Consider the following 22811-nt stretch of genomic DNA (forward strand, 5'->3'; position numbering starts at 1 on the left):
GCGTAGTCAGAACGGGTCACTTTTCCGGAGTTGCCTCCCCGCGGACCTGCCCACCCATCACGCTGGGCCGGTGAGGAGACGCAGGAGAGACGAGCGGGGCGCGACGGCTGTCGAGGCAGCACTGGTCACCCCGCTGCTGGTGCTGCTCGTCTTCGGCATGATCGAGATGGCGTTCCTGCTGCGTGACTACGCCGTGGTCACCTCCAACACCCGGACCGGCGCCCGTGTCGCCGCCACCGGGGCCGCGGCCGGCCCGGCGGTCGACTGCACCGGCGACACGACGGCGCCGTGCTCCCCGAACACCGTGCCCGCCCTGGCCCAGATGGCAGCGGACGCGATCCAGCGGTCCGGCTCGGCCATGCCGGCCGAGAACATCGACCGGATCGCGGTCTACCAGGCGAACGACCGGGGGCTCCCCGGCACGGCCACCCAGATGGCCACGACCGATGACCTCTGCCAGGGCGCGGCCAACTGCGTGACGTACACGTGGCGGCCCGACCCCGCCCCGGCGACCACCGGGCGGTTCCGCTACACCAGCGGTACCTGGCCCTCTGCCCAGATCAGCGCCTGCTTCCCGGGCACCGCCGCCGCACCCCTGCACCGGGTGGGCGTCGCGATGCAGGCGACCCACCCGATGACGACCGGGCTGTTCGGTGACGGGATCACCCTCCGGCAGTACACGACCATGAACTTCGAGCCCCTGCCCACCCAGAGCTGCAAGGCGAACCAGCACCAATGAACGTCGGAGAGAGAGCTTCACGTGCCTGGCGCCGCCGGAGGCAGCGCGCCGAGGAGGGGTACGCCGCGATCCTGACCGCAGCGGTCCTGGCCTCGGGCACCTTCTTCGTGCTCGCGGCGTTCTCGGTGGACGTCAGCAACTGGTACAACCGCATGGAGCAGGTGCAGCGCGCCGCTGACGCCGCCGCGCTGGCCGGCGTCCCCTACCTGCCCCAGGACCTGACCAACGCCGGTGTGCGGGCACGGCAGGTGGCCGCACGCAACGGCTTCGACGACCTGGCCTCCGACGTCACCGTCGACGTGAGGCGGGGCGACCTGCCGAGCCGGCTCGAGGTGACGATCACCACCGACGTGGGCAACACGTGGGGCTCCATGTTCGGCGTCGACAGCACGACCGTCAGCCGCACCGCGGTCGCCGACTACCAGGGACCCGCCCCGATGGGCAGTCCGTGCAACACCTTCGGCAACGAGCCCCCGTCGGGCACTGGATCGTCCGCGACGCCGCACGGCGCGACCTCCGTGCGGGGCAGCTTCTCGAACTGCACGTCCACCCCGCAGTTCTGGGCGACCCTGGAGGGGCCGCAGACCGGCAAGGTGCAGGGCGACCGCTACCAGACCAAGAACTGCGAGGACTCCGGCGTCGACGGCTGCTCGGGACTCACCAACACCGAGTACGACGAGTTCGGGTACGTCTTCCTGGTGCAGGTCCGGCCGAGCGCGGTGAACACCGACATCACGCTCCAGCTGTTCGACCCGACGTTCTACGAGGTCGGCCAGCGCTGCGAGAAGCTGCCCGGCACGGGCAGCTACGACAACAACTCCTCCATGATGAACCCCTACGTCACCAACGCCGACGGCCGGGTCCGCTACTCCGACGACCACTCCAGCTCACGGCTCTACTGCACCGGTGACTCCTACCCGGGTGCCAGCCCTCGCAACGTGCCGACGACCTCGTTCGTGCTCCGGCAGCAGGTCGACTCGCAGAACCCGACCGAGGCGCCGGTCCAGAACGACACCTCCGGCTCCCCCTGCATCCGCCAGTACACGGGCGACGACACCGGCTCCTCGGTCTCGGCCAACACGTTCAAGGAGGGCCGCAGCGGCTACGACGCCAACCTGGTGCCCTACTTCCACAACTGGGCCGACCTCTGCACCTTCCGGCCGACCCGGGCAGGCGACTACTACCTGCAGGTCCGCACCAACGTGAGCGCAGGCGGCAGCTGCACGGGCTACGTCTGCCGCGGCAACACCGCGGTGGCCGCGACCACGGGGAACACCACGACGGGCGGCGGCAGCAACTCGTTCGCGATGCGGGCCCGGACCGCCAGCGGCATGGCCGACCACGTCTCGGTGTCCGGCTACAACCACATGCCGATCTTCGTGAACGCCGACACGGCGTCGCCGACGTTCAACCTGATCAGGGTGCTGCCGGGTGCGGCGGGACAGTTCATCCGGTTCAGCTACTTCGACGCCGGCGACGCGGCCTCGAACGGGTCGGTGAGGGTGCTGCCTCCCACCGACGCGACCGGGTCCATCACGAGCACGCCGTTCCCGGGCAACTGCCGCTCCTTCGGTGGTTCCGCGGGCGGGTCGGACACCTCGCCCATCACTCTGAGCAACTGCACCGCACCGTTCACCCAGTCCGGCGGCGTCTCCCGGAACAACGGGAAGCAGCAGACGATCGACATCCCGGTGCCGGCCGACTACACCTGCAACTACGCCAGCGCCGGTGGCTGCTGGTACCGCGTGCAGGTGGGCTTCGGCACCGGCACGGTCAACGACGTGACCACCTGGGACGCCGCGGTCATCGGGGACCCGCTCCGCCTGGTCGAGTGACCGCCGACCACGAGTCGTCCACAGCGCTCGTCGGGCGGGACTTCTCCACAGGTGTCCCGCCACGCCCGACCTGACGTCGGGGGCTCCGGACAGAGTGTCGCGCAGGAGGTTCACCTGCGATGACGGACACGGCCATGACCCACCACCAGGCCCTCGGGCGCTACGGCGAGCGGCTCGCCGCCGACCACCTGGTCGCCCAGGGCATGGTGGTGCTCGACCGCAACTGGCGGTGTGACGAGGGCGAGCTCGACCTGGTGCTCAAGGACGGACCGACCCTGGTGGCGTGCGAGGTCAAGACCCGCACCAGCCTCGACCACGGCACCCCCCACGAGGCGATCACCGACGCCAAGCTCGCTCGACTGCGACGGCTGGTGGTGCGCTGGGTCGACGACCACGGGGTCCGTCCCCCCGAGACCCGGGTCGACCTCGTGGCGGTGCTGCGCCCTCGCAAGGGGAGGTCCGAGGTCGACCACGTGAGGGGGATCGGCTGATGCCCGTCTCCGTGACCTCGACGATCGCCCTCGACGGTGCGATCGGCCACCTCGTCGACGTCCAGGCCGACGTCTCGCCCGGCCAGGCAGGGCTGACGATGGTCGGCCGGTGCGACGTCTCGCTCAACCAGGCCCACCACCGCTGCCAGATGGCCGTCCACAACACCCACCTGCCGTGGCCCACGAGCAAGCGGGTCACGATCCTGCTCTCGCCCGCCGACCTGCCCAAGCGCGGCACGCACTTCGACCTCGCCATCGCGCTGGCCGTGCTCAAGGCGGACGGCCGGCTGCCCGCGGCCGAGGTGGAGGGGTCGGTGTTCATCGGGGAGCTGACCCTCAGCGGCGGCCTGCGGTCCGTGCCGGGGGTGCTGCCGATGACCCTCGCGGCCGCCCGGCGCGGCTACCGGCGGGTGTTCGTGCCCGAGCCCCAGGCCCACGAGGCGGCACTGGTCCCCGACGTGGAGGTCCTCGGCGTCCGCTCCCTCGGGCAGGTCGTCGCCGAGCTCGAGGGGGGCGAGGTCCCCGAGGCGCCACCCGTCGCCCCGATGTCCGGCAGCCACCTGCTCTCGTGGCGGGGGCAGGAGCGGCTCGACGAGGTCGACATGGTCGACGTGCTCGGCATGGCCGACGCCCGGTTCGCGACCGAGGTGGCGGCCGCCGGAGGCCATCACCTGCTGCTCAGCGGCCCCAAGGGGTGCGGCAAGACCACCCTCGCGGAACGGATCCCGTCGATCCTGCCCGACCTCACCATCGACGAGTCGATCGAGGTCACCGCCCTCCACTCCCTCGCCGGCGCCCTCGAGGAGGGCGACCGGCTGATCAGCCGCCCACCGTTCTCGGCCCCGCACCACGACGCCAGCAAGGCGAGCATCGTGGGTGGCGGATCGGGCCGGGTGAGGCCCGGCGAGGTGAGCCGCGCCCACTGCGGGGTGTTGCTGCTCGACGAGTTCCCGTTGCTGCGCACCGACGTGATCGACGCGCTCCGCCAGCCGCTCGAGAGCGGCGAGGTGACCATCGCGCGGGGTGACGACGCGGTGACCTACCCCGCCCGGGGGCTGGTCGTGTTCGCCGCCAACCCGTGCCCCTGCGGCGACTACCGGGCCGATCCCGGTGGCAACCGGTGCAGCTGTCGCGAGGTCCAGCGCCAGGACTACCGACGCCGGGTCCGTGGCCCGATCACCGACCGGATCGACATCACCCGCCACCTCGAGCCGCTGCGTCCCCACGACGCTCGCGACCGGTGGGCGACGCCCGAGTCGTCGGCCGCGGTCCGCGAACGGGTCTCGGCTGCCCGGGCGCGTCAGCAGGAGCGCTTCGCCGGCCGGAGCTGGCGCCTCAACGGGCAGGCGCCGGGTCCCGCGCTTGCGCAGGACTGGCCGCTCACGGCCGAGGCGCAGGCCGTCGTCGACGACCGGATGTACGACGGCAAGCTGAGTCGGCGGGGAGCGATCCGCGTGCACCGGATGGCCTGGACGGTCGCCGACCTGAGGGGCGCAGCGGCGCCGTCCGTCGACGACACCCGCACGGCGCTGCGGCTCCGCACCGGCGAGCCGTTGCTGTCCTCGGCGCTGCGGCGCGCGGCGTCGTGACCGACGAGCGGCTGGCCCGCGCGGCGCTGAGCCGCCTCACCGAGCCGGCCGATCTCAGGGTCGCGGGGGCGCTGGCCCAGGTGGGGGCGCTCCGCCTCTACGACGACGTCCTCGGCCACCGCGGTGATGCCGAGCTGGTGGCCGACGCCTCGGGCAGGCTCGCCCGGCTCGACCCGGAGCGCGAGCTCGAGCAGGCCGCCAGGCTCGGCATCCGGTTCGTCATCCCGGGCGACCAGGAGTGGCCGGTCCAGCTCGACGACCTCGGCCGCGCCACACCGGTCTCCGAGCTGGGCGGTCCACCCCTCGGCCTGTGGGTGCGCGGACCCCTCCGCCTCGACGAGGTCGCCGAGTCGGTCGCCGTGGTCGGGTCCCGCTCCGCCACCAGCTACGGCGAGGGCGTCGCCCGCGAGCTGGGGGCAGGGGTCGCCCGGGCCGGGCGGTGCCTGGTCAGCGGCGCGGCCTTCGGCATCGACCAGGCAGCCCACCGGGGAGCCCTGGCCCTCGACGGCCCCTCGGTCGCGGTGCTCGCCTGCGGAGTCGATCGGCCCTACCCCGCCGAGCACCGCACCCTGATCGACCACATGGCGACCGTCGGGGCGGTGGTCTCCGAGCTGCCACCGGGGTGTGCGCCGCTCCGGATCCGGTTCCTGGCGCGCAACCGGCTCATCGCCGGCCTCACCTGCGGGACCGTCGTCGTCGAGGCCGCGGCCCGCAGTGGCGCCCTCAACACGGCGACCTGGGCGACCAGCCTCCACCGACCGCTGATGGGAGTGCCCGGCCCGGTGACCAGCGCCCCGTCCCAGGGCGTCCACCAGCGGATCCGCAGCGGAGCGGCCACGCTGGTCACCAGTGCCGCCGAGGTGCTGGAGATGGTGGGGGCGGCGGGTGACCACCTCGCCGAGGTGCCCCGCGGCCCCGAACGAGCCCGGGACCGGTTGAGCCGACGTCACCGCCAGGTGCTCGAGGCCGTGCCGGTCCGGAGGCCGGCCGGGCTCGACTCGATCGCCGCGACGGCCGGCATCGCGCTGCTCGACGCACAGCGAGCCCTCGGCTATCTCTCCGAACGCGGCTACGTCGTGGGCGACGGCGGTGGGTGGCGACTCGGGGACACCGCCCGCCCGGAGCTCCCCGGATCGGACTGATGAGCCGCCTACGATCGGCCCATGACCGAGGAGCCCGTGGCCGAGGCCCTCCCGGAGCAGTTCGTCCGAGCCCTGGGCGACTACGAGCGCCACCTGCGCGCCGAGCGGGACGTCTCCTCGCACACCGTCCGGAGCTATCTCGGCGACCTGGAGTCGATGCTCGAGCACGCCCACCGCCTCGGCCTGGCCCGGCTCGACGAGCTGGACCTCCGGACGCTGCGCAGCTGGCTGGCCAATCAGCAGACCCGGGGCCGGGCCCGGACCACGCTTGCCCGGCGAGCCACGGCCGCCCGCGTGTTCACCGCCTGGCTGGCCCGCACGGGACGGGTGCCGGCCGACCCGGGCGCCAGCCTGGGCTCCCCGAAGGCCCACCGAACCCTGCCGTCGGTCCTCAGGGCCGACGAGGCCCGCGCCCTCGTCGAGGCGGCCGCCCGGCTCGCCGACGACGGCTCACCGGTGGGGCTCCGCGACGTCGCGATGCTCGAGCTGCTCTACGCGACGGGGGTCCGGGTGGGTGAGCTGGTCGGACTCGACGTCGACGACCTCGACCGCGAGCGCCAGGTGGTGCGCGTGCTCGGCAAGGGCCGCAAGGAGCGGACCGTGCCCTACGGCCGTCCCGCGGCACGCGCCCTCGACCGCTGGCTGGCCGACGGACGCGCCGCGCTCCTGGCCGAGGGTGCCGGCGGGGCGTTGTTCCTCGGCGCCCGGGGCCGCCGCATCGACCAGCGCGCCGTCCGCAGCCTGGTGCACCGGCGCATCGCCGACGTCCCCGGCGCCCCCGACCTCGGACCCCACGGGCTCCGTCACACCGCTGCCACCCACCTCCTCGAGGGTGGGGCCGACCTGCGGTCGGTCCAGGAGCTGCTCGGCCACGCCTCGCTCGCCACCACGCAGCTCTACACCCACGTGAGCACCGACCGTCTGCGCAAGGCCTACCAGCAGGCCCACCCTCGGGCCTGACACGTCACGGCCACAGCCGCAGCCCCGTGGCCGGCGGGACCCACCCGGCGTACGGCGAGGTGCGTGGCAGCGCGGTCTGCGACCCGAGGTCACCGGGAGCCGGGCCGAGGCCTTCGAGCGGGAGCAGTCGGACCGGCCCGCCGCCGACCAGCCTGAGTGGATCGAGGTAGGTCTCGCCGCGGAGCCAGCCCCAGTGCAGGCAGGCGGCCGGGAAGCAGTGGGAGCCGGTGACCCCCAGGCTGCCGATGACCGAGCCGGCCGCGACCCGCGTGCCGCGGGGGAGTGAGGTCGTGACCGGCTCGTAGGTGGTGCGGGTGTCCCCGTGGCTCACCGTCACCACCGGGCGACCAGCGATCGTGCCGACGAAGGCGATCCGGCCGGCCAGCGCTGTCCTCACCGGCTGGCCGGGCCTGCCGGCGAGGTCGACACCCCGGTGTCCCGCCCCCCAGGTCGTCTCCGGCGGATCGAAGCCCGCCACCACCTCGGGTGGCTCCAGCGGCCACTCGCCGACCGGATCGACCGCAGCGGTCGCGGGGAGCGCGAGGACCAGTGCGAGGGTGAGCGCGACCAGGGTCGACAGGGACAGGCGGGAAGGAGACGTCACCCGGTCAGCATCAGGCGCACCGACGTCCGTGCCGAGCCCCGCCGAGCGGGCTGTGGACGGCCCCGTCCCCACGCCTGTCTGTGGACGCATCGTGGCCGGTCACGGTCGATTGGCGGCCCCGCGCGGACGTCGACTATCCTGTGCGGAGCAGCCCCGTGCGGGCTGACTTCGCACGTTCGCAGACCACGACGGAGTGCATCCCTGGCTCCGGTCGCCCGTGGGCGTCGATCCTCGGTCCCGACACCGGTCGGGTCGGGTCGCGCGCGAGCGTCAGGGCCGACGGCACCCGCCCGAGGCAGCAACTGAAAACCCCGATGCGGCGCGTGACCCCGCTCGACCTGCAGCGATTTGTCCAAGGTCGGGCACGTGGGGAGAGCGCTCTGCGACCACAGGAGATCACATGGCAGTCGTCACCATGCGCCAGCTTCTCGAGAGCGGCGTGCACTTCGGGCACCAGACCCGTCGCTGGAACCCGAAGATGAAGCGCTTCATCATGACCGAGCGCAACGGCATCTACATCATCGACCTGCAGCAGTCGCTGGCCTACATCGACCGCTGCTACGCCTTCGTCAAGGAGACCGTCGCCAAGGGCGGCACCGTGATGTTCGTCGGCACCAAGAAGCAGGCCCAGGAGGCCATCGCGGAGCAGGCGACCCGGGTCGGGATGCCCTACGTCAACCAGCGCTGGCTGGGCGGCATGCTCACCAACTTCCAGACCGTCCACCAGCGGATCAACCGCCTCAAGGAGCTCGACGAGATCGACTTCGAGGACGTCTCCAGCAGCAGCCGCACCAAGAAGGAGCTGCTGCAGATGCGTCGCGAGCGCGACAAGCTCAACAAGTCGCTCGGCGGTATCCGTGAGATGGGGCGCACCCCGTCGGCCGTGTGGATCGTGGACACCAACAAGGAGCACCTCGCCGTCGAGGAGGCCCGCAAGCTGAGGATCCCGATCATCGGCATCCTCGATTCCAACTGCGACCCCGATCTCGTCGACTACCCGATCCCGGGCAACGACGACGCGATCCGCGCCGTCGGCCTGCTCACCCGGGTGGTCGCCGACGCCGTGGCCGAGGGCCTGATGGCCCGTTCGGGCGCCAAGTCCGACACCGCCGCCTCCGGCGACGACGTCGCCACTGACGAGCCGCTGGCCGAGTGGGAGCGCGAGCTCCTGCAGGGCGACGCCGACAAGGCGGCCGTCGCAGCGACCGGCGGCGACACGGCTACCGAGGACACCCCGGCTGCCGAAGCGACCGGTGCCGCGACCGAGGCCCCGGCGGCCGAGGCCGCTGCGGAGGCCGTCACCGAGGCTCCGACCGAGACCGCCGCGACCGAGACGGCCGCGACCGAGACGGCTGCGACCGAGACCGCTACGGCGGAGGCCCCCGCGGCCCCCGTCGAGGGTGTCGAGGGCGAGTTCGGCCCCGGCTCCGCTGCTCCCCTCGAGAGTGGTGACGCGCCGGCCGGATTCGAGATCAAGGGCAACAAGTCCTCGAAGAAGTTCCACGCTCCGTCGAGCCCCTGGTACGACCGGACCAACGCCGAGGTGTGGTTCCGCACCGCCGAGGACGCCGAGGCGGCCGGCTTCGTCAACGCCGAGGCGAAGGCCGAGGAGAAGGCCTGAGGCCTGCGCCGGTCGGGGCCCGAGTGGGGCCCCGGCACGGATCACCACCACTGACGAGCACGAGGGAAGAGGATCGACATGGCTGTCTCAGCCGCTGACGTCAAGAAGCTCCGGGAGCTCACGGGCGCCGGGATGATGGACTGCAAGAAGGCGCTCGAGGAGGCCGACGGCGACTTCGACAAGGCCGCAGAGCTGATCCGGATCAAGCTGGGCAAGAAGATGGCGGCCCGCGGTGCCGAGCGCGAGGCCTCGGCCGGGCTGGTCGCCACGTCCGGTGGTGCGCTCGTGGAGCTCAACTGCGAGACCGACTTCGTCGCCAAGGGTGACGAGTTCGTGGCCACCGCGCAGCGGATCGCCGAGGCGGCCGCCCGGGCGCAGGCCGGCGACACCGAGGCGCTCAAGGCGGTCGCGCTCGACGGCAAGACCGTCGGCGAGGTCGTCGAGAGCCTCGCGATCACGATCGGCGAGAAGATCGAGCTCGGCCGGGTCGCCTACTTCGGCGGCAACGTCGTCTCCTACATGCACAAGCGTGCGGCCGACCTGCCTCCGGCTGTCGGCGTGCTGGTCGAGTACGACGGCGACGAGCAGGGTGCCCGGGGCGCCGCGATGCAGATCGCCGCGATGCGTCCCAAGTTCCTCACCCGGGACGACGTCCCCGCCGACCAGGTCGCCAAGGAGCGCGAGATCGCCGAGGCCACCTCCCGCGAGGAGGGCAAGCCCGAGCAGGCCATCGCCAAGATCACCGAGGGCCGGCTCAACGGCTTCTTCAAGGAGGTCGTCCTCCTCGAGCAGCCGTCGGTGACCGAGAGCAAGAAGTCGGTCCAGGCGGTCCTCGACGAGGCCGGCACCAGCGTGAGCCGCTTCGCACGCTTCGAGGTCGGCGCCTGACGCGCACCTCACCCGCACGGACCGGCCGGATCACCAGATCCGGCCGGTCCGTGCTGTTGAGCGCGCTGGGTCGCCAGAGCCCGGGAGGACGGCTCACGGGGGCCGTCGCGAGCAAGGTAGGGTCGCGCAGGTCGGCAGCGACGGCGGAAGGAGCCGCGTGACCAGGTACAAGCGTGTCCTGCTCAAGCTCTCGGGCGAGGTCTTCGGTGGGGGCAAGGTCGGCGTCGACCCCGACGTCGTGGCCTCGATCGCGGGCGAGATCGCCGAGGTCGCGCGGCAGGGCGTGGGGGTGTGCATCGTGGTCGGCGGAGGCAACTTCTTCCGCGGCGCGGAGATGCAGCAACGCGGCATGGACCGGGCGCGCGCCGACTACATGGGCATGCTCGGGACGGTGATGAACTGCCTGGCGCTCCAGGACTTCCTGGAGAAGGAGGGCATCGAGACCCGGGTCCAGACCGCGATCGCGATGGGCCAGGTCGCCGAGCCGTACATCCCGCGCCGCGCGATGCGCCACCTGGAGAAGGGCCGGGTGGTGATCTTCGGCGCCGGCGCCGGGATGCCGTTCTTCTCGACCGACACCGTCGCGGCCCAGCGGGCGCTGGAGACCAAGTGCGAGGTGGTCCTGATGGCCAAGCAGGGTGTCGACGGCCTCTACTCCGCGGACCCCAAGCTCGACCCGACCGCCACCAAGTACCACGAGATCAGCTACCAGGACGTGTTGATGCAGGGACTGAAGGCCGCCGACGCCACCGCCTTCGCCCTCTGCATGGAGAACAAGATGCCGCTCATCGTGTTCGGCGCCGAGGAGGGCGCGCTCGCGAAGATCGTGGCTGGTGAGAAGATCGGCACGCTGGTCAGCTGACCAGCGTGAGAACTTGAGACACAGGAGCGTTCCGTGATCAACGACATCCTCGCCGAGGCCGACCAGAAGATGGACAAGTCGGTCGACGCGACACGTGAGGAGTTCGCAGCGATCCGGGCGGGGCGCGCCAACCCGGCCATGTTCGCCAAGCTCACCGCCGACTACTACGGCACCCAGACGCCGCTCCAGCAGCTGGCCTCCTTCACCTCCCAGGACGCGCGCACCATCATCGTGGCGCCGTTCGACATGGGCGCGATGGCCAACATCGAGAAGGCGATCCGCGACTCCGACCTCGGCGTCAACCCCGCCAACGACGGCAAGGTGCTGCGGTGCGTGTTCCCCGAGCTCACCGAGGAGCGCCGCAAGGAGTACATCAAGGTGGCCCGCGCGAAGGCGGAGGACGGGCGGGTCGCGGTCCGCAACCTGCGCCGCACCGCCAAGCAGCACCTCGAGAAGCTGGGACACGACGGCGAGGTCGGGCAGGACGACGTGACCGGTGCCGAGAAGCGGCTCGACGGTGCGACGAAGAAGCACACCGACGCGATCGACGAGCTGCTCAAGCACAAGGAAGCCGAGCTGCTGGAGGTCTAGATGACCTCCACCCCCGCCCCGCCGAAGGACCACGGTCGCGCCGGCCGCAACCTCCCGGCGGCGATCGGCTCCGCAGCCGTCCTGCTCGCCGCGATCGGCGCCTCGCTGGCGTTCTGGAAGACCGCGTTCCTCCTCATCGTCGCGGCTGCCGTCGTGGTGGCGATCTGGGAGCTCCGGCAGGGCTTGCTGACCCGCGACATCGACCTCCCCGAGCAGCCGCTGATGGTCGGCGGCGTCGTGATGGTCGTGGTGGCCTACTTCTGGGGTGCCCCCGCGCTGGTCACCGCCACCGCGGTCACCGGCCTGGTGACCATGCTGTGGCTGCTGCGGCGCGGCGTACCCGGCTACGTCGAGACCGCCACGGCATCGATCTTCACCCTCGTCTACGTGCCGTTCCTCGGGTCCTTCGTCGCCCTGCTGCTCGCCGAGGGCGGCGCGACCGACTTCGACCGCTGGGACGACGGGGTCCGCGGGATCCTGGTGTTCATCCTGGTCACCATCGCCTCCGACATCGGCGGGTACGCCGCCGGCGTGCTGTTCGGCCGGCACCCCATGGCGCCGGTGATCTCGCCGAAGAAGTCCTGGGAGGGCCTGGCCGGCTCGGTGGTGTCGTGCGTCGCGGTCGGGACCGTGCTGGTGGTCCAGCTGCTCGACGGCGCCTGGTGGGTCGGCGTCGTGCTGGGCCTCATCGCCGCCGTCATGGCGACCCTGGGTGACCTGTGCGAGTCGGTCATCAAGCGCGACCTCGGCGTCAAGGACATGAGCCAGGTCATCCCCGGCCACGGCGGGCTGATGGACCGCCTCGACTCCCTGCTGGCCACGATCGCGCCGGTCTGGCTGCTGCTGCACTACACCGTCTTCTGAGCGACGGTGTCGCCCGTCACAGCGGTCCAGCCCACCGGTGGTGCCTGCCTGACCGACCGCCCGGCCCGGCGTACCGTTGAGGGCATGACCACGGAGACCACCGAGGACTCGGGACCCGCCGGCATGGTCGACGAGACACCCGGGTCGTCGACCGACTGGTGGCACCGCGACCACCCGACGTTCACCGCGCTCACCGGCTTCTTCACCGGGATGCTGTTCGTGACGGTGGTCCCCGGCGGGTTCATCGGGGTGCTGCGGCTGCTGTTCACCTTCGAGACCGCCGAGCGGCTGTTCCCGATCGTGGCGGTCATGCTGGTGGTGCCCGCGGTGCTGGTCGCCAACGCCCGCACCCGCCGGTTCGGGATCTACATGGTCATCGGCATGGCGTTGACCGCACTCGTGGTCGTGGCCGTGGCCTCGCTGGTCCTCTACGTGATGGTCCGCCAGCAGCAGGGCTGACCGCGGCTCGTCGGCGAATCGGCGCCCCGGCCGGCGCGTGGGAGAATCGTCGACCGATGTCCGAGAGCACCGAACCCACCAGGACGCTGCCGCTCGTCCTCGCCGAGCCGCGCGGCCGGAAGAAGCCGCCGCGGCACCTCGCCGACCTCACCGAGGCCGAGCGCGCGGAGGCCGCGACCGACGCGGGCCTCCCCGCCTACCGGGCCCGCCAGCTCTCGACCCACTACTTCGGACGCCTGGTCGACGACCCGGCCCAGATGACCGACCTGCCGGCCTCGCAGCGCGAGGACCTGGTGGCGACCCTGCTGCCGCCCCTGATGACCCCGCTGCGCACCCTCGAGGCCGATCGCGGCACCACCCGCAAGACCCTGTGGAAGCTCTTCGACGGGGCCCTGGTCGAGTCGGTGCTGATGCGCTACCCCGGCCGGGCCACGATGTGCGTGTCCAGCCAGGCCGGCTGCGGCATGGCCTGCCCGTTCTGCGCGACCGGCCAGGGTGGGCTGCAGCGCAACATGTCGACCGCCGAGATCGTCGAGCAGGTCGTCGCGGGCGCCCGGTCGCTGGCCCGCGGCGAGGTCCCCGGCGGTCCCGGCCGGGTCTCGAACGTCGTGTTCATGGGCATGGGCGAGCCACTCGCCAACTACCGCGCCGTGATCGGCGCCGTACGTCGCCTCACCGACCCGACCCCCGCCGGGCTCGGCATGTCGGCCCGCGGCGTGACGGTCTCGACCGTCGGGCTGGTGCCCCGGATCCACCAGCTCGCCGACGAGGGCATCCCCGTGACGCTGGCCCTGAGCCTGCACGCACCCGACGACGAGCTGCGCAACGAGCTGGTCCCGATCAACACCCGCTTCTCGGTCGCCGAGACCGTCGGCGCGGCGTGGAACTACGCGCAGGTCACCCGGCGCCGGGTCTCCATCGAGTACGCCATGATGCGGGGCATCAACGACCAGGCGTGGCGGGCCGAGCTGCTGGCCGACGTGCTGCTCGCGGCGGGCGACCGGGGTTGGGTCCACGTCAACCTGATCCCGCTCAACCCCACGCCGGGATCGAAGTGGACCGCCTCCGACCCGGCCGACGAGCGTGAGTTCGTACGCCGGCTCGAGGCGCGCGGCATCCCGACCACCGTGCGCGACACCCGCGGCCGCGAGATCGACGGCGCCTGCGGCCAGCTCGCCGCCTCGGACGCCTGACGACGCCCGGTCAGCCGCCGACGACGCCGACCGCCTCGGTGACCGTGTCGACGAGGTGGACGTGGCCCGACATCGCGCGGTCCCGGGCGAGCCGCTCCAGCAGCGGCCAGACGGGCAGCTCCTCGGTCCAGTAGCGACGTCCGACCAGCACCATCGGCGCCACCGACGCGGGGTCGGCGTAGTAGTTCTCGCACCCGTCCTGGAAGACCTCCTGGACGGTGCCCGCCGCCCCCGGCAGGAAGACGATGCCGGCATCGCAGATGTCGAGCAGCACGGCCTCGCGCACCGCGTTGCGGACGTACTTGGCGATCGCCGAGGCGAACACGTTGGACGGCTCGTGCCCGTAGTGCCACGTCGGGACGCCGAGCGTGTCGGTCGTGGGGAGGTGCTGGAGGGCGCGCAGCCCCGCGCGCGCCCACGCGTCCACGTCACCCCGGTAGTCCGGCACCTGCGCCACGGCGGCCAGCACGTGGGCCACGTCGTCGTCGCCCGCGCCCGCCAGCCGTGCCCCGAGGTTCGCCGCCTCCATCGCGCCGGGCCCGCCGCCGGTGGCGACGACGTGCCGCCCGCCGAGCAGTCGGCCCAGACGGGCGGCGTCCCCGTAGCCGTCCGTGCCACGGGCGAGCGCGTGGCCGCCCATGACGCCCACCACCGAGCGGCCCGAGAGCCAGCGGGCGAGTGCGCGGTCGATCGCGTGGTCGTGGAGGGTCGCGGCGAGCAGCCCGTCGGGGCCGAGACCCGACTGCGTCCACGCGTAGGCCCGCGCGTCCGGGCTCTCCGGGTAGTCGCCGTCGCCGTACAGCTCCGACGCGGTGTAGAGGTCGCCCCGGTAGGTCGACAGCGGGACGTCGGGCAGGGTCGGGAAGACGACGGCCCCCCGCGCCTCGATGTCGGCCTCGACGCCGTCAGCGAACCGGCAGCCGAGGAACACCGCGCCGGCGACACGGCACGACCGGAGCCGGGATCCGCGGTCGCGCAGGTCCAGCGACCGGCACCGCCAGCCGGCCAGGTCGAGGGCGCCCGCATCGAGCCGCCGGTCGAAGTCGTCGAGGTCGTCGACCTCCACGACCCGGCCACGGCGGTGCTTCATGGCGGCAGCCTAGGGTCGGCCGTCCCTCGGGAGGGGGACCCGAGCCCCGGACCTCACGCGCTGAACAGCAGGAGCAGGCCGCCCACGGTGTACACCAGCATCAGGCCCAGCATCCCGACCTGCCCCGACATTCGGTGGCCTTCGGGCAGCACCCTCACGGCCCGGTCGTGGGCCGCGACCACGGCCACGACGTGCCCGAGCAGCACGAAGCCGACCTTGAGGACGGCGAGCAGCTCGGCCCGCGTGGAGAGGAAGTAGACCACGGTCCAGGAGCCGGTGCCGAGGTAGTCGGCCTCACCGGTCACCAGGGGGTCGGAGAGGAAGACGAGGTAGGCCTGGCCCGACTCGAGGAGCAGGGTGAGGTAGTGGGCGAAGACGTAGCCGACACCGATCGGCACGAGCGAGTGGGCGAGCAGCCGAGGGAGCAGGCGTCGCTCGCGCCAGGGGAGGCCGGCGCCGATGTAGCAGGCGCCGGTGAAGGTGAGCAGCACGAAGGCGATGAAGCCGAGGAGCACCATCGACTCCCGCAGCGTCGGGTCGAGTGATCCCGGGGTGGCGGTCACCCGCAGCCAGTAGATCGAGGTGCTGAAGCTGTCGTACGCCGTCGACCCCAGCAGGACCGCGACCAGGGCGAGCAGGCCGGGAGTGGGCTGGACGGTGTCGAGGCTCTGGAGCGGGTTGCGCAGCACCACCCGGTGGCGTCCCTGCGCGTCCGGGCGACGGCCCCACGGTGAGAGCCGGGCCACCAGGCCGAACCACACCTCGAACGGATCGGCCCGGGCCAGGAACGTGTCGCCGAAGACGGCGGCCCCGACGAGCATCACCCCGGCGTACACGAGGAACCACCGCACGACGGTCGTGACCAGCTCGGCGTCGGGGCTCACCAGCTCGGTCCACACGAACGCGAACAAGCCGAGGGCGGCGGGCCAGTGGCCGAGCCAGGCCGGGTAGCCCAGCATGCCCCGGTCGGCTGGGCTGCCGAGCAGACGGGAGGTCACCTCGTGGAGGGTCCGGACGGGGGAGAGGAGAGGCCACACGTTGCCGAGCGCCAGCGACAGCGGGACCAGACCCACCCACAGGTAGATGTAGAACACGCCCAGGGTCGGGTTCGCCGCCGCGTCCACGCCTGCCAGCGCCGCCCAGCCCGTGTAGGCCGTGACCGCCAGCCCGAACAGGCGCAGCGGCCAGTGCACCCAGGCCGAGTCCACGGCGTCGCCGACCCACACCGGCAGCTCCCGGCCGGCGTGCGCGCCGTCCAGCCGGGGCGTCCGCCAGGCGAAGGCCAGCACGACGAAGGAGACCACCAGGGCGACGGCCGCCCCCACCAGCATGAACGACAGCGGGATGGGCAGGTCCTTCGCGCCACCGATGCCGTGGGCGAGGACGGACTGGTCGGACAGGGCTCCTCCTGGCTGGGTCACCGGTGGGTCGGCCACGTCGGCCGACAGGCCACGGCCCGTAGGAGAGGATCCTCCTACGGGCCGCGTGACGTGGTCGGCGCCGGGTCTCGGCTACCCGCGCGAGGAGCCCGTCGGCTTGAGCACGAACAGGCCCCGGTCGATCGAGCTCACCGCCACGAACCTCTCGCCCTTGAAGTACGGGTAGTTGCTCCACGTCCCGCCCTCGAACGTCGGGGCGTCGTTCTCCGGGTAGAGGTCGAAGTACGCGACCTCGGACAACTTGCCCTGGTCGAGCCGGCTGTTGTCGTAGATCCGCAGCCCGGAGGTGTAGTTGGAGTGGTAGGACTTCCCGCTCTTCGTGTAGAGGTTGTGGTCGATCGAGGTTGTCTCGTTGGTGAAGACCCCAGCCACCGACGGGTCGTCGAGGTCGCGGACGTCCCAGACCCGGGTGCGGGTGTTGATGCCCCGCAGGTCCTCGTCGAGCTCGTCACCGTGGATGTAGAACTCCTGCTTGGAGTCCGTCCACCCCTGGTGGCTGTAGCCGTCCTCGCCGTAGAACACCCGCGAGAGCGGCTCGGGGTTCTCCTTGTCGGTGACGTCCACGATCGAGAGCGTGTTCTCGATGTCTTCGATGGTAGGCCCGACGAACTCTGCGTTCGCGTTGAAGCAGATCTCCCGGCCCCGGTGCTCGCGGTCCGGGCCCTTGTAGATCACGCACTGGGCGTCGTGGATGTAGCCGTGGTCCTCGAAGCAGCCGGCGAACTCCGGGTTGGCCGGGTCGTTGATGTCGACCATGTGCAGCCCGCTGTTGCAGGTGCTGGTGCCGACGAGGTAGGCGTACCCGGTGTCCTCGTTGATGTTCAGGTTGTGGGTGTTGCCGGCACCGCCGACGTCGTAGACCGCCGTGGCGTCGAACGTCACCGGTGCGCCGGTGACACCGCGCAGCTGGGTGAGGTCGAAGACCTGCATCTGGTGGCCGTCGTGCTCGGACACGATGAAGGCGTGGTCGTCGTACACCTTGATGTCGCGCCAGAACCCACCGCCCTCGAGCGAGTTGCTGGGCAGCGTCCCGATGATGTCAGGGCGCTTCGGCTTGGTGATGTCGACGAACACGGTGCCCTCGGTGCCGCCGATCAGGGCGTAGTGGTGGGTCCCGCCCTTGCCCTTGCCCTTGCCGCGGACCTGGTCGCTCCAGCCCCAGATGTCGTTGACGAAGCTGAGCCCGAGGTCCTCCCGCGGGACGTGGCTGAGCATGTCGATGCCGTCACACTCGAACTCACCTGCCTGGCCGTTCCTGCACTTCTCGGCGGTGCTGTCGACGCGCTTGGCCGCCCGGGTGTCCTGGCCCGCGACCTCACGGAACTCCTTGGCCTGTTCGGATCCCGCAGCGGTGTGCCGGTTGTTGTTCCGGTCGTCTCCGCCGCCGTAGGACACCCCGATGCCCACCGCTGCCGCCGCGAGTGCCGTCACCACGGCGACTCCGAGTCGTGCCTTCATGGTCGCTGCCTCCCGAGCCCAGCAGCACGGGCCGGTCCCGAGATACGTGAGCCGCCTCACACCCTAGCCACAGTCCGCCCTCGGGTGCCACCGTCAGAACGCGTGGGCGACGAGCTCGCCGAAGAGCGCGTGCTCGTCGATCTCGAGCCCCCGGGCCCGGAACCAGCGGCACACGTTGGTGCAGTCGCGCAGCAGGAAGTCCATCCCGGCGGGGTTGCCGACCAGGTCGACCATCTGGGGCAGATCGATCACGACCAGCCGCTCGCCGGCTGCCAGGACGTTGTACGGCGACAGGTCACCGTGGACCAGTCCGTGCCGGGCCAGCTCGGCCAGCACGTCGCGCAGCTGGTCGAAGTACGACGCCAGCAGCTCGCCGTCGGGTCGGGTCTGGGCCAGCCGTGGTGCCGAGTCGCCGTCGACGGTGATCCACTCCATCAGCAGCTCGGTGCCGTCGATCTGGACCGGGTAGGGGACCGGCAGCCCGAGCTCGTGGCAGCGGACCAGGGCCGACCACTCGGCGAAGGCCCACTGGCCGGCGGCGACGGCGCGGCCGTGGGCGGTCTTCTTGGCCATGGCCCGGTTGTCGCGGGAGCGGCGCACCTTGCGGCCCTCGGTGTAGGCCGAGGAGCGGTGGAAGCTGCGGTGCTCCTCGCCGCGGTAGCGCTTGGCGGCCATGACGACTCCCGAGTCCGGGACGTGGGGGTCGGCGCGCTCGAGCAGGAAGACGTCGGCCTCCTTGCCGGTCTTGAGGACGCCGAGCTCGGTGTCGATCGCCCCGCGCGAGGTCACGACCCAGTCGGGGCGTGGCTCGGGACCGCGGCACAGCGGCTCGACGTCGTACCAGGTGGTCCAGCGCTGCGACTCGTCGTCGGGGTCGTCGTAGGACTGGAAGTCGAAGACGAAGCGAGGGTCGATGCCCTCGTAGGGGTGGGTGTCAGAGAGTGACTCGTGGAAGGTCAACGGTGCTCCGGGTGAGAGAAGGGGTGTGGTCTGCGGACAGGCCAACGACAGTGGTCGTCACGACACGCCTCCTCTCGTCGAGCACACCACGGCGGAACGCCGCGCGGCCCCACCATGGTGACGGTGGGGCCGCGCGACGGCAAGCGATTTGTCGCACCCGGGTGTCAGTTCCCGGGCCGGAGCCGGGCAGGCGAGCGTTCCCCGCGCTCGTGCCCACGAGCACCGCCCCCTCTGTTGTCGGGGGAGCCCTCGGTGCTGCCCTGCGTGAGGGCCGGCCCCGGCCCGGGAGTTCTCGCCCGGACCAGGTTGCGAAGTGGCGCTGTCAGTGGCCGGCGGCTCCTTCCGTCGCGCGGGACGTGGGTGGGCTCAGGCGGCGACGACGCCGCGTACGGGGAGCTGCAGCTCGGCGGCGCGCGAGAGGTCGTCGTCGACGTGGACGACGGGGTGTCCCGCGCGCTGGAGCAGGCTGGCGGCGATGCCGGCGCGGAATCCCGAGCGGCAGTAGACCCAGATCTCGCCCGCAGGCAGCTCGTCCATCCTGTCCTCGAGCTCGTGCAGCGGCACGTGGCGCGCGCCGTGCACCGCGCCGGAGTCGAACTCGTCGTGGCGACGCACGTCGAGCAGCGTCGGGGCCTCGTCGAGCTCGCGCAGCGTCTCCCACGTCACCCGCCGGTGTCGCGCGGGCAGCATGGTCTCCGGCGCGAGCAGGTGAGACCCCACCCCCTCGATGCCGATGGCCGCGAGGTCGGTGACCGCGTCCTCGAGCCGGGTCCGGTCGTCCGCGAGCAGCACGATGTCGTCCTGCCACGGCACCAGCCACCCGACGTACGTCGCGAACTGGTCGCCGTGCTCGACGTTCAGGCTGCCGGCGAAGTGCCCGGCGGCGTACGCCGGGCGTCGGCGTACGTCGATCACCCACTGTCCGGCGAGCACGGCATCGGTGACCCCCTCGACGGTGACCGGCACGGCCGGCCTGCCGGGCGAGTCCCCCGCGCCCGCCCGGTTGAGGTCGGCCATGTGCCGGTAGTAGGAGGGCACCGGTCCGTAGCCCGCCAGCAGGTCGGAGACGAAGGTGTCGAGGTCCAGCGCGAGGGCCGGGTTGACGAGGTGCTCGTCCCCGACCGTGCCCTCGTCGTTCTGGTCCGCGACCCCGCTCGCGCAGAAGCTGCCGAACCCGTGGGTGGGCAGCAGCACCGTGCTCCGTGGCAGCTCCGCGAGCCGGCGCGCGGTCGACCACTGCGCCCGGGCCAGGTCGGCGGTCCGGGCGGGGGACACCAGGTCGGTGCGACCGACGGTCCCGTGGAGCAGGCTGCCTCCGGAGAGCAGGGCGGCCGGCCCGGTGACGTCGCCGACGAGGAACGCCTGGTGGTGCTCGGTGTGGCCCGGGGCGTGCAGCACCTCGAGCTGCAGGTGGCCGAGCTCGACCACGTCGCCTCCGCGGACCCCGGTGTGGGGCACCGCCAGGGTCTCCGACGCCGAGACCAGGTAGTCGATCCGGTGCCGACGAGCCAGGCCGGGCGCTCCCGACACGTGGTCGTTGTGGACGTGGGTGTCCGCGACGGCTGCCAGGACCACCCCGGCCTCCTCCACCGCGCTCTCGACCACGGCGTGGTCTCGTGGCGGGTCGACGACGACGCCGTGGCTGCCGTCGTGGAGCAGGTGGCAACGGTTGCCGAGCTGGGGGAGGGGGATGGTCACGATCCGCACGGGCACTCCTGCATCTAAGAATAGTAAGTCAGTAGAGTTTGACCACATGACCCGGACCTTGTCCAACCACCCACGCCGTGTCGGTTAGATTCGTGGCCGTGATCACACAGGCCCGAGCCGCGCTGGTCGCCCTGCTCGCGACCGTCCTCGCGACCGTCGTGGCGGCCGTCCTCGTCGCCCCGGCGGCGAGCTCCGCACCCGCACCCGGCGGCCCGGGCATCGGCGACGACTACTTCCCGATCGACGGCAACCGCGGCATCGACGTCCGGCGCTACGCCGTCCACGACCGCTACCGGTTCGGGAGCGGCGAGCTCTCCGGCCGGACCAGGTTGACGGTGGTCGCCACCCGGGACCTCTCGTCGTTCCACCTCGACTTCCTGCTGCCGGTGCGGGAGGTCCGTGTCGACGGCGAGCGCGCCCGGGTGTCGCGCCCGCGGCGGCACGAGCTCCGGATCGTGCCCGACGAGCCGCTCACCGATGGCCAGCGCTTCACGGTGTGGGTGTCCTACTCAGGACGTCCAGGTCGGTACTCCTACGCCGGGGAGAGCAACTGGCTCGCCGACGACCACGAGGTGGTGGCGATGAACCAGCCCCACATGGCGCCCTGGTGGTTCCCCTCCAACGACCACCCCTCCGACAAGGCGCGGATGGACATCTCGATCACGGTCCCGCGCGGCAAGACGGTGCTCGCCAACGGGTCGCCGGTCAACCGCGAGCGCCGGGGCCGTCTGACCACCCACCACTGGCGGGCCGACGAGCCGATGGCGACCTACCTCGCGATGTTCGCGGCCGGTCCCTTCCACGTCGTACGCCGACAGGTCGGCGACCTGCCCGTGCGCCTCGCCGTGTCGAAGCGGCTGTCCGGCTCCCGCTACCGGGCCAGCCTGCGGATGCTCCGTCGTACGCCGGCGCTGCTCCGTGAGCTGCAGCAGGACCTCGGCGCCTACCCGTTCTCCGCTGCCGGCGGACTGGTGACCAGCCTCCCGGTCGGGTTCGCGCTCGAGAACCAGACGATCCCGACGTACTTCTGGGTCGGCGGCGGGAACTGGGACTGGCTCGTCGTCCACGAGCAGGCCCACCAGTGGTTCGGCGACTCGGTGGCGATCGAGCGGTGGAGCGACATCTGGCTCAACGAGGGGCCGGCGACGTTCATGGAGGTCCGCCACCGCGAGCTCAACCGCGACCTGGACCCCGGGGCGTGGCTGCAGCGGCAGTGGGAGCGGCGCGGCCCCCGCAGCGGGTTCTGGAAGGTCGAGATCGCCGACCCGGGCGCCTCCCGGATCTTCGCCGGCGCCGTCTACTACCGCGGCGGGATGACCCTCCAGGCGCTGCGCAACCGGATCGGCGACGACGAGTTCTGGACCCTGCTCCGGCAGTGGGTCAGCGAGCACGAGAACGGCACCGCCACGACCGCGGAGTTCGAGCAGATGGCCGAGGACGTCAGTGACGAGGACCTCGACGGCTTCTTCGACGCCTGGATCCACAGCAGGACCCGGCCCGAACGCACCGTCGAGAACGGGCTTGTGGTCCCGTAACGCTCAGCGCAGCCGCACCGACAGGCAGGTCACGCAGCCCTCGAGCTTCTCGAACTCGGAGATGTCGACGGCCACGACCCGCAGCCCCCGCTCCTCGAACAGCGCCCGGGTGAGCGGCGCGTCGCTGGCCATGAGCACCGTGTCGCCGCCGAGCAGCACGACGTGGGCGCCGGACTCCTCGGGCACGGGCAGGAACGGTTCCCAGACGGTCGGGTCGTCGACCAGGGGCTCGTGTCCGACCACCGTCCCGTCGGGCAGCGCGGTGACCGCGGTCTTGAGGTGCAGCACCTTCGTGACCGGGACCGGCACCACCCGGGCACCGAGCGGACCGAGGTGTCCGGCGAGCTGGTCGGCCCCGTCGCGGTCGGTCCGGCCGCCGAGCCCCACCCACACGGTGCCGCCGTACTTGAGGACGTCGCCGCCGTCGAGGGTCCCCGGCGGCTCGATCCGGGCGATCCGGAACCCGAGGTCGCGCAAGGTCTCCTCGGTGGCCGCCGTCTCCGGACGCCGTTCGTCGGCGCCGGGCCGGGTGATCACGGCGAGGTCGCCGTAGACGACCACCGTGTCCTCGACGAAGACCGCGTCCGGACAGTCGTCGGCCGCGGGCACCTCCACCGTCTCCCAGCCCTCGGCCCGCAACGCGTCGACGTACGCCGCCCACTGCCGCTGGGCGAGGTCGACGTCGACCGGCGTGCGTTCGAGGTGGGTCAGCAGTCCGTCGGCGAGACGGGGGCCCGGTCGTCGGACGAGTGCGCGTGGCATGGACCCAGCATGGCCCTGCTGC

The 22811-nt window shown here is 71.9% G+C and carries 20 protein-coding genes and 1 pseudogene; 14 read left to right on the forward strand and 7 right to left on the reverse strand.

Features of this window, described 5'->3' with window-relative positions; all coding sequences use genetic code 11:
* The first annotated feature begins 70 nt into the window (after window positions 1-70).
* The 6 genes from ACQ1X7_RS14780 (at window position 71) to ACQ1X7_RS14805 (ending at window position 6756) form a co-directional block, all read left to right on the forward strand.
* Window positions 71-739, forward strand: a complete 669-nt coding sequence (locus ACQ1X7_RS14780) for a TadE/TadG family type IV pilus assembly protein (RefSeq protein ID WP_432478975.1) — start codon at window positions 71-73, stop codon at window positions 737-739.
* On the forward strand, window positions 736-2574 hold the full coding sequence (locus tag ACQ1X7_RS14785) for a pilus assembly protein TadG-related protein (protein ID WP_432478976.1): 1839 nt from the start codon (window positions 736-738) through the stop codon (window positions 2572-2574). Before ACQ1X7_RS14780 ends, ACQ1X7_RS14785 begins: the two co-directional genes overlap by 4 nt.
* A 119-nt stretch (window positions 2575-2693) precedes the next feature.
* Window positions 2694-3065 carry a YraN family protein gene (locus tag ACQ1X7_RS14790; protein ID WP_432478977.1) on the forward strand — a complete coding sequence of 124 codons (372 nt, stop codon included), beginning with the start codon at window positions 2694-2696 and terminating at the stop codon, window positions 3063-3065.
* A complete protein-coding gene (locus ACQ1X7_RS14795; protein ID WP_432478978.1) occupies window positions 3065-4654 on the forward strand; it encodes a YifB family Mg chelatase-like AAA ATPase in 1590 nt (529 codons plus the stop codon). The genes ACQ1X7_RS14790 and ACQ1X7_RS14795 overlap by 1 nt, the downstream gene beginning before the upstream one ends.
* Complete coding sequence (gene dprA / locus ACQ1X7_RS14800; RefSeq protein ID WP_432478979.1) at window positions 4651-5796, forward strand: DNA-processing protein DprA; 1146 nt, start codon at window positions 4651-4653, stop codon at window positions 5794-5796. The genes ACQ1X7_RS14795 and dprA overlap by 4 nt, the downstream gene beginning before the upstream one ends.
* A 21-nt stretch (window positions 5797-5817) precedes the next feature.
* On the forward strand, window positions 5818-6756 hold the full coding sequence (locus ACQ1X7_RS14805) for a tyrosine recombinase XerC (RefSeq protein ID WP_432478980.1): 939 nt from the start codon (window positions 5818-5820) through the stop codon (window positions 6754-6756).
* Between the two features lie 4 nt (window positions 6757-6760).
* Here ACQ1X7_RS14805 and ACQ1X7_RS14810 read toward each other — a convergent pair whose 3' ends face one another.
* Window positions 6761-7360, reverse strand: a complete 600-nt coding sequence (locus ACQ1X7_RS14810) for a M23 family metallopeptidase (protein ID WP_432478981.1) — start codon at window positions 7358-7360, stop codon at window positions 6761-6763.
* 400 nt (window positions 7361-7760) lie between these two features.
* Here ACQ1X7_RS14810 and rpsB point away from each other — a divergent pair.
* From rpsB to rlmN, 7 genes and pseudogenes are all read left to right on the forward strand, one after another.
* A pseudogene (gene rpsB, locus ACQ1X7_RS14815) lies at window positions 7761-8684 on the forward strand (30S ribosomal protein S2); the annotation flags it as partial.
* Between the two features lie 375 nt (window positions 8685-9059).
* Window positions 9060-9869, forward strand: a complete 810-nt coding sequence (gene tsf, locus ACQ1X7_RS14820) for a translation elongation factor Ts (protein WP_432478982.1) — start codon at window positions 9060-9062, stop codon at window positions 9867-9869.
* Between the two features lie 157 nt (window positions 9870-10026).
* On the forward strand, window positions 10027-10731 hold the full coding sequence (gene pyrH, locus ACQ1X7_RS14825; RefSeq protein WP_432478983.1) for a UMP kinase: 705 nt from the start codon (window positions 10027-10029) through the stop codon (window positions 10729-10731).
* A gap of 36 nt (window positions 10732-10767) precedes the next feature.
* Complete coding sequence (gene frr / locus ACQ1X7_RS14830; RefSeq protein ID WP_432479077.1) at window positions 10768-11322, forward strand: ribosome recycling factor; 555 nt, start codon at window positions 10768-10770, stop codon at window positions 11320-11322.
* Window positions 11323-12186 carry a phosphatidate cytidylyltransferase gene (locus tag ACQ1X7_RS14835; RefSeq protein WP_432478984.1) on the forward strand — a complete coding sequence of 288 codons (864 nt, stop codon included), beginning with the start codon at window positions 11323-11325 and terminating at the stop codon, window positions 12184-12186.
* A gap of 84 nt (window positions 12187-12270) precedes the next feature.
* Entirely contained in the window at window positions 12271-12645 is a 375-nt protein-coding gene (locus ACQ1X7_RS14840; RefSeq protein ID WP_432478985.1) for a hypothetical protein, read from the forward strand.
* Between the two features lie 56 nt (window positions 12646-12701).
* A complete protein-coding gene (rlmN, locus tag ACQ1X7_RS14845; protein ID WP_432478986.1) occupies window positions 12702-13838 on the forward strand; it encodes a 23S rRNA (adenine(2503)-C(2))-methyltransferase RlmN in 1137 nt (378 codons plus the stop codon).
* Window positions 13839-13848: 10 nt separating this feature from the next.
* Here rlmN and ACQ1X7_RS14850 read toward each other — a convergent pair whose 3' ends face one another.
* The 5 genes from ACQ1X7_RS14850 to ACQ1X7_RS14870 form a co-directional block, all read right to left on the reverse strand.
* Window positions 13849-14928 (reverse strand): LOG family protein, encoded by a 1080-nt coding sequence (locus ACQ1X7_RS14850; protein WP_432478987.1) that lies wholly within the window; start codon window positions 14926-14928, stop codon window positions 13849-13851.
* 53 nt (window positions 14929-14981) lie between these two features.
* Window positions 14982-16349 (reverse strand): hypothetical protein, encoded by a 1368-nt coding sequence (locus ACQ1X7_RS14855; protein WP_432478988.1) that lies wholly within the window; start codon window positions 16347-16349, stop codon window positions 14982-14984.
* A 90-nt stretch (window positions 16350-16439) separates the two neighbouring features.
* Window positions 16440-17825: a choice-of-anchor B family protein gene (locus ACQ1X7_RS14860; protein ID WP_432478989.1), complete on the reverse strand. Its 1386-nt coding sequence runs from the start codon at window positions 17823-17825 to the stop codon at window positions 16440-16442.
* A 93-nt stretch (window positions 17826-17918) separates the two neighbouring features.
* The gene (locus ACQ1X7_RS14865) at window positions 17919-18785 is read right to left on the reverse strand and encodes a serine protein kinase RIO (protein ID WP_432478990.1); all 867 of its coding nucleotides are present in this window, start codon (window positions 18783-18785) and stop codon (window positions 17919-17921) included.
* A 366-nt stretch (window positions 18786-19151) separates the two neighbouring features.
* Window positions 19152-20492 (reverse strand): rhodanese-like domain-containing protein, encoded by a 1341-nt coding sequence (locus ACQ1X7_RS14870; protein ID WP_432478991.1) that lies wholly within the window; start codon window positions 20490-20492, stop codon window positions 19152-19154.
* Window positions 20493-20590: 98 nt separating this feature from the next.
* Here ACQ1X7_RS14870 and ACQ1X7_RS14875 point away from each other — a divergent pair, with 98 nt between their 5' ends.
* On the forward strand, window positions 20591-22027 hold the full coding sequence (locus ACQ1X7_RS14875; RefSeq protein ID WP_432478992.1) for a M1 family metallopeptidase: 1437 nt from the start codon (window positions 20591-20593) through the stop codon (window positions 22025-22027).
* A gap of 3 nt (window positions 22028-22030) precedes the next feature.
* Here the strand turns inward: ACQ1X7_RS14875 and ddaH are convergent, their stop codons facing one another.
* On the reverse strand, window positions 22031-22789 hold the full coding sequence (gene ddaH, locus ACQ1X7_RS14880; protein WP_432478993.1) for a dimethylargininase: 759 nt from the start codon (window positions 22787-22789) through the stop codon (window positions 22031-22033).
* Between the last annotated feature and the right edge of the window lie 22 nt (window positions 22790-22811).

The organism is Nocardioides sp. GXQ0305, assembly GCF_050880345.1.
Classification (GTDB): domain Bacteria; phylum Actinomycetota; class Actinomycetes; order Propionibacteriales; family Nocardioidaceae; genus Nocardioides.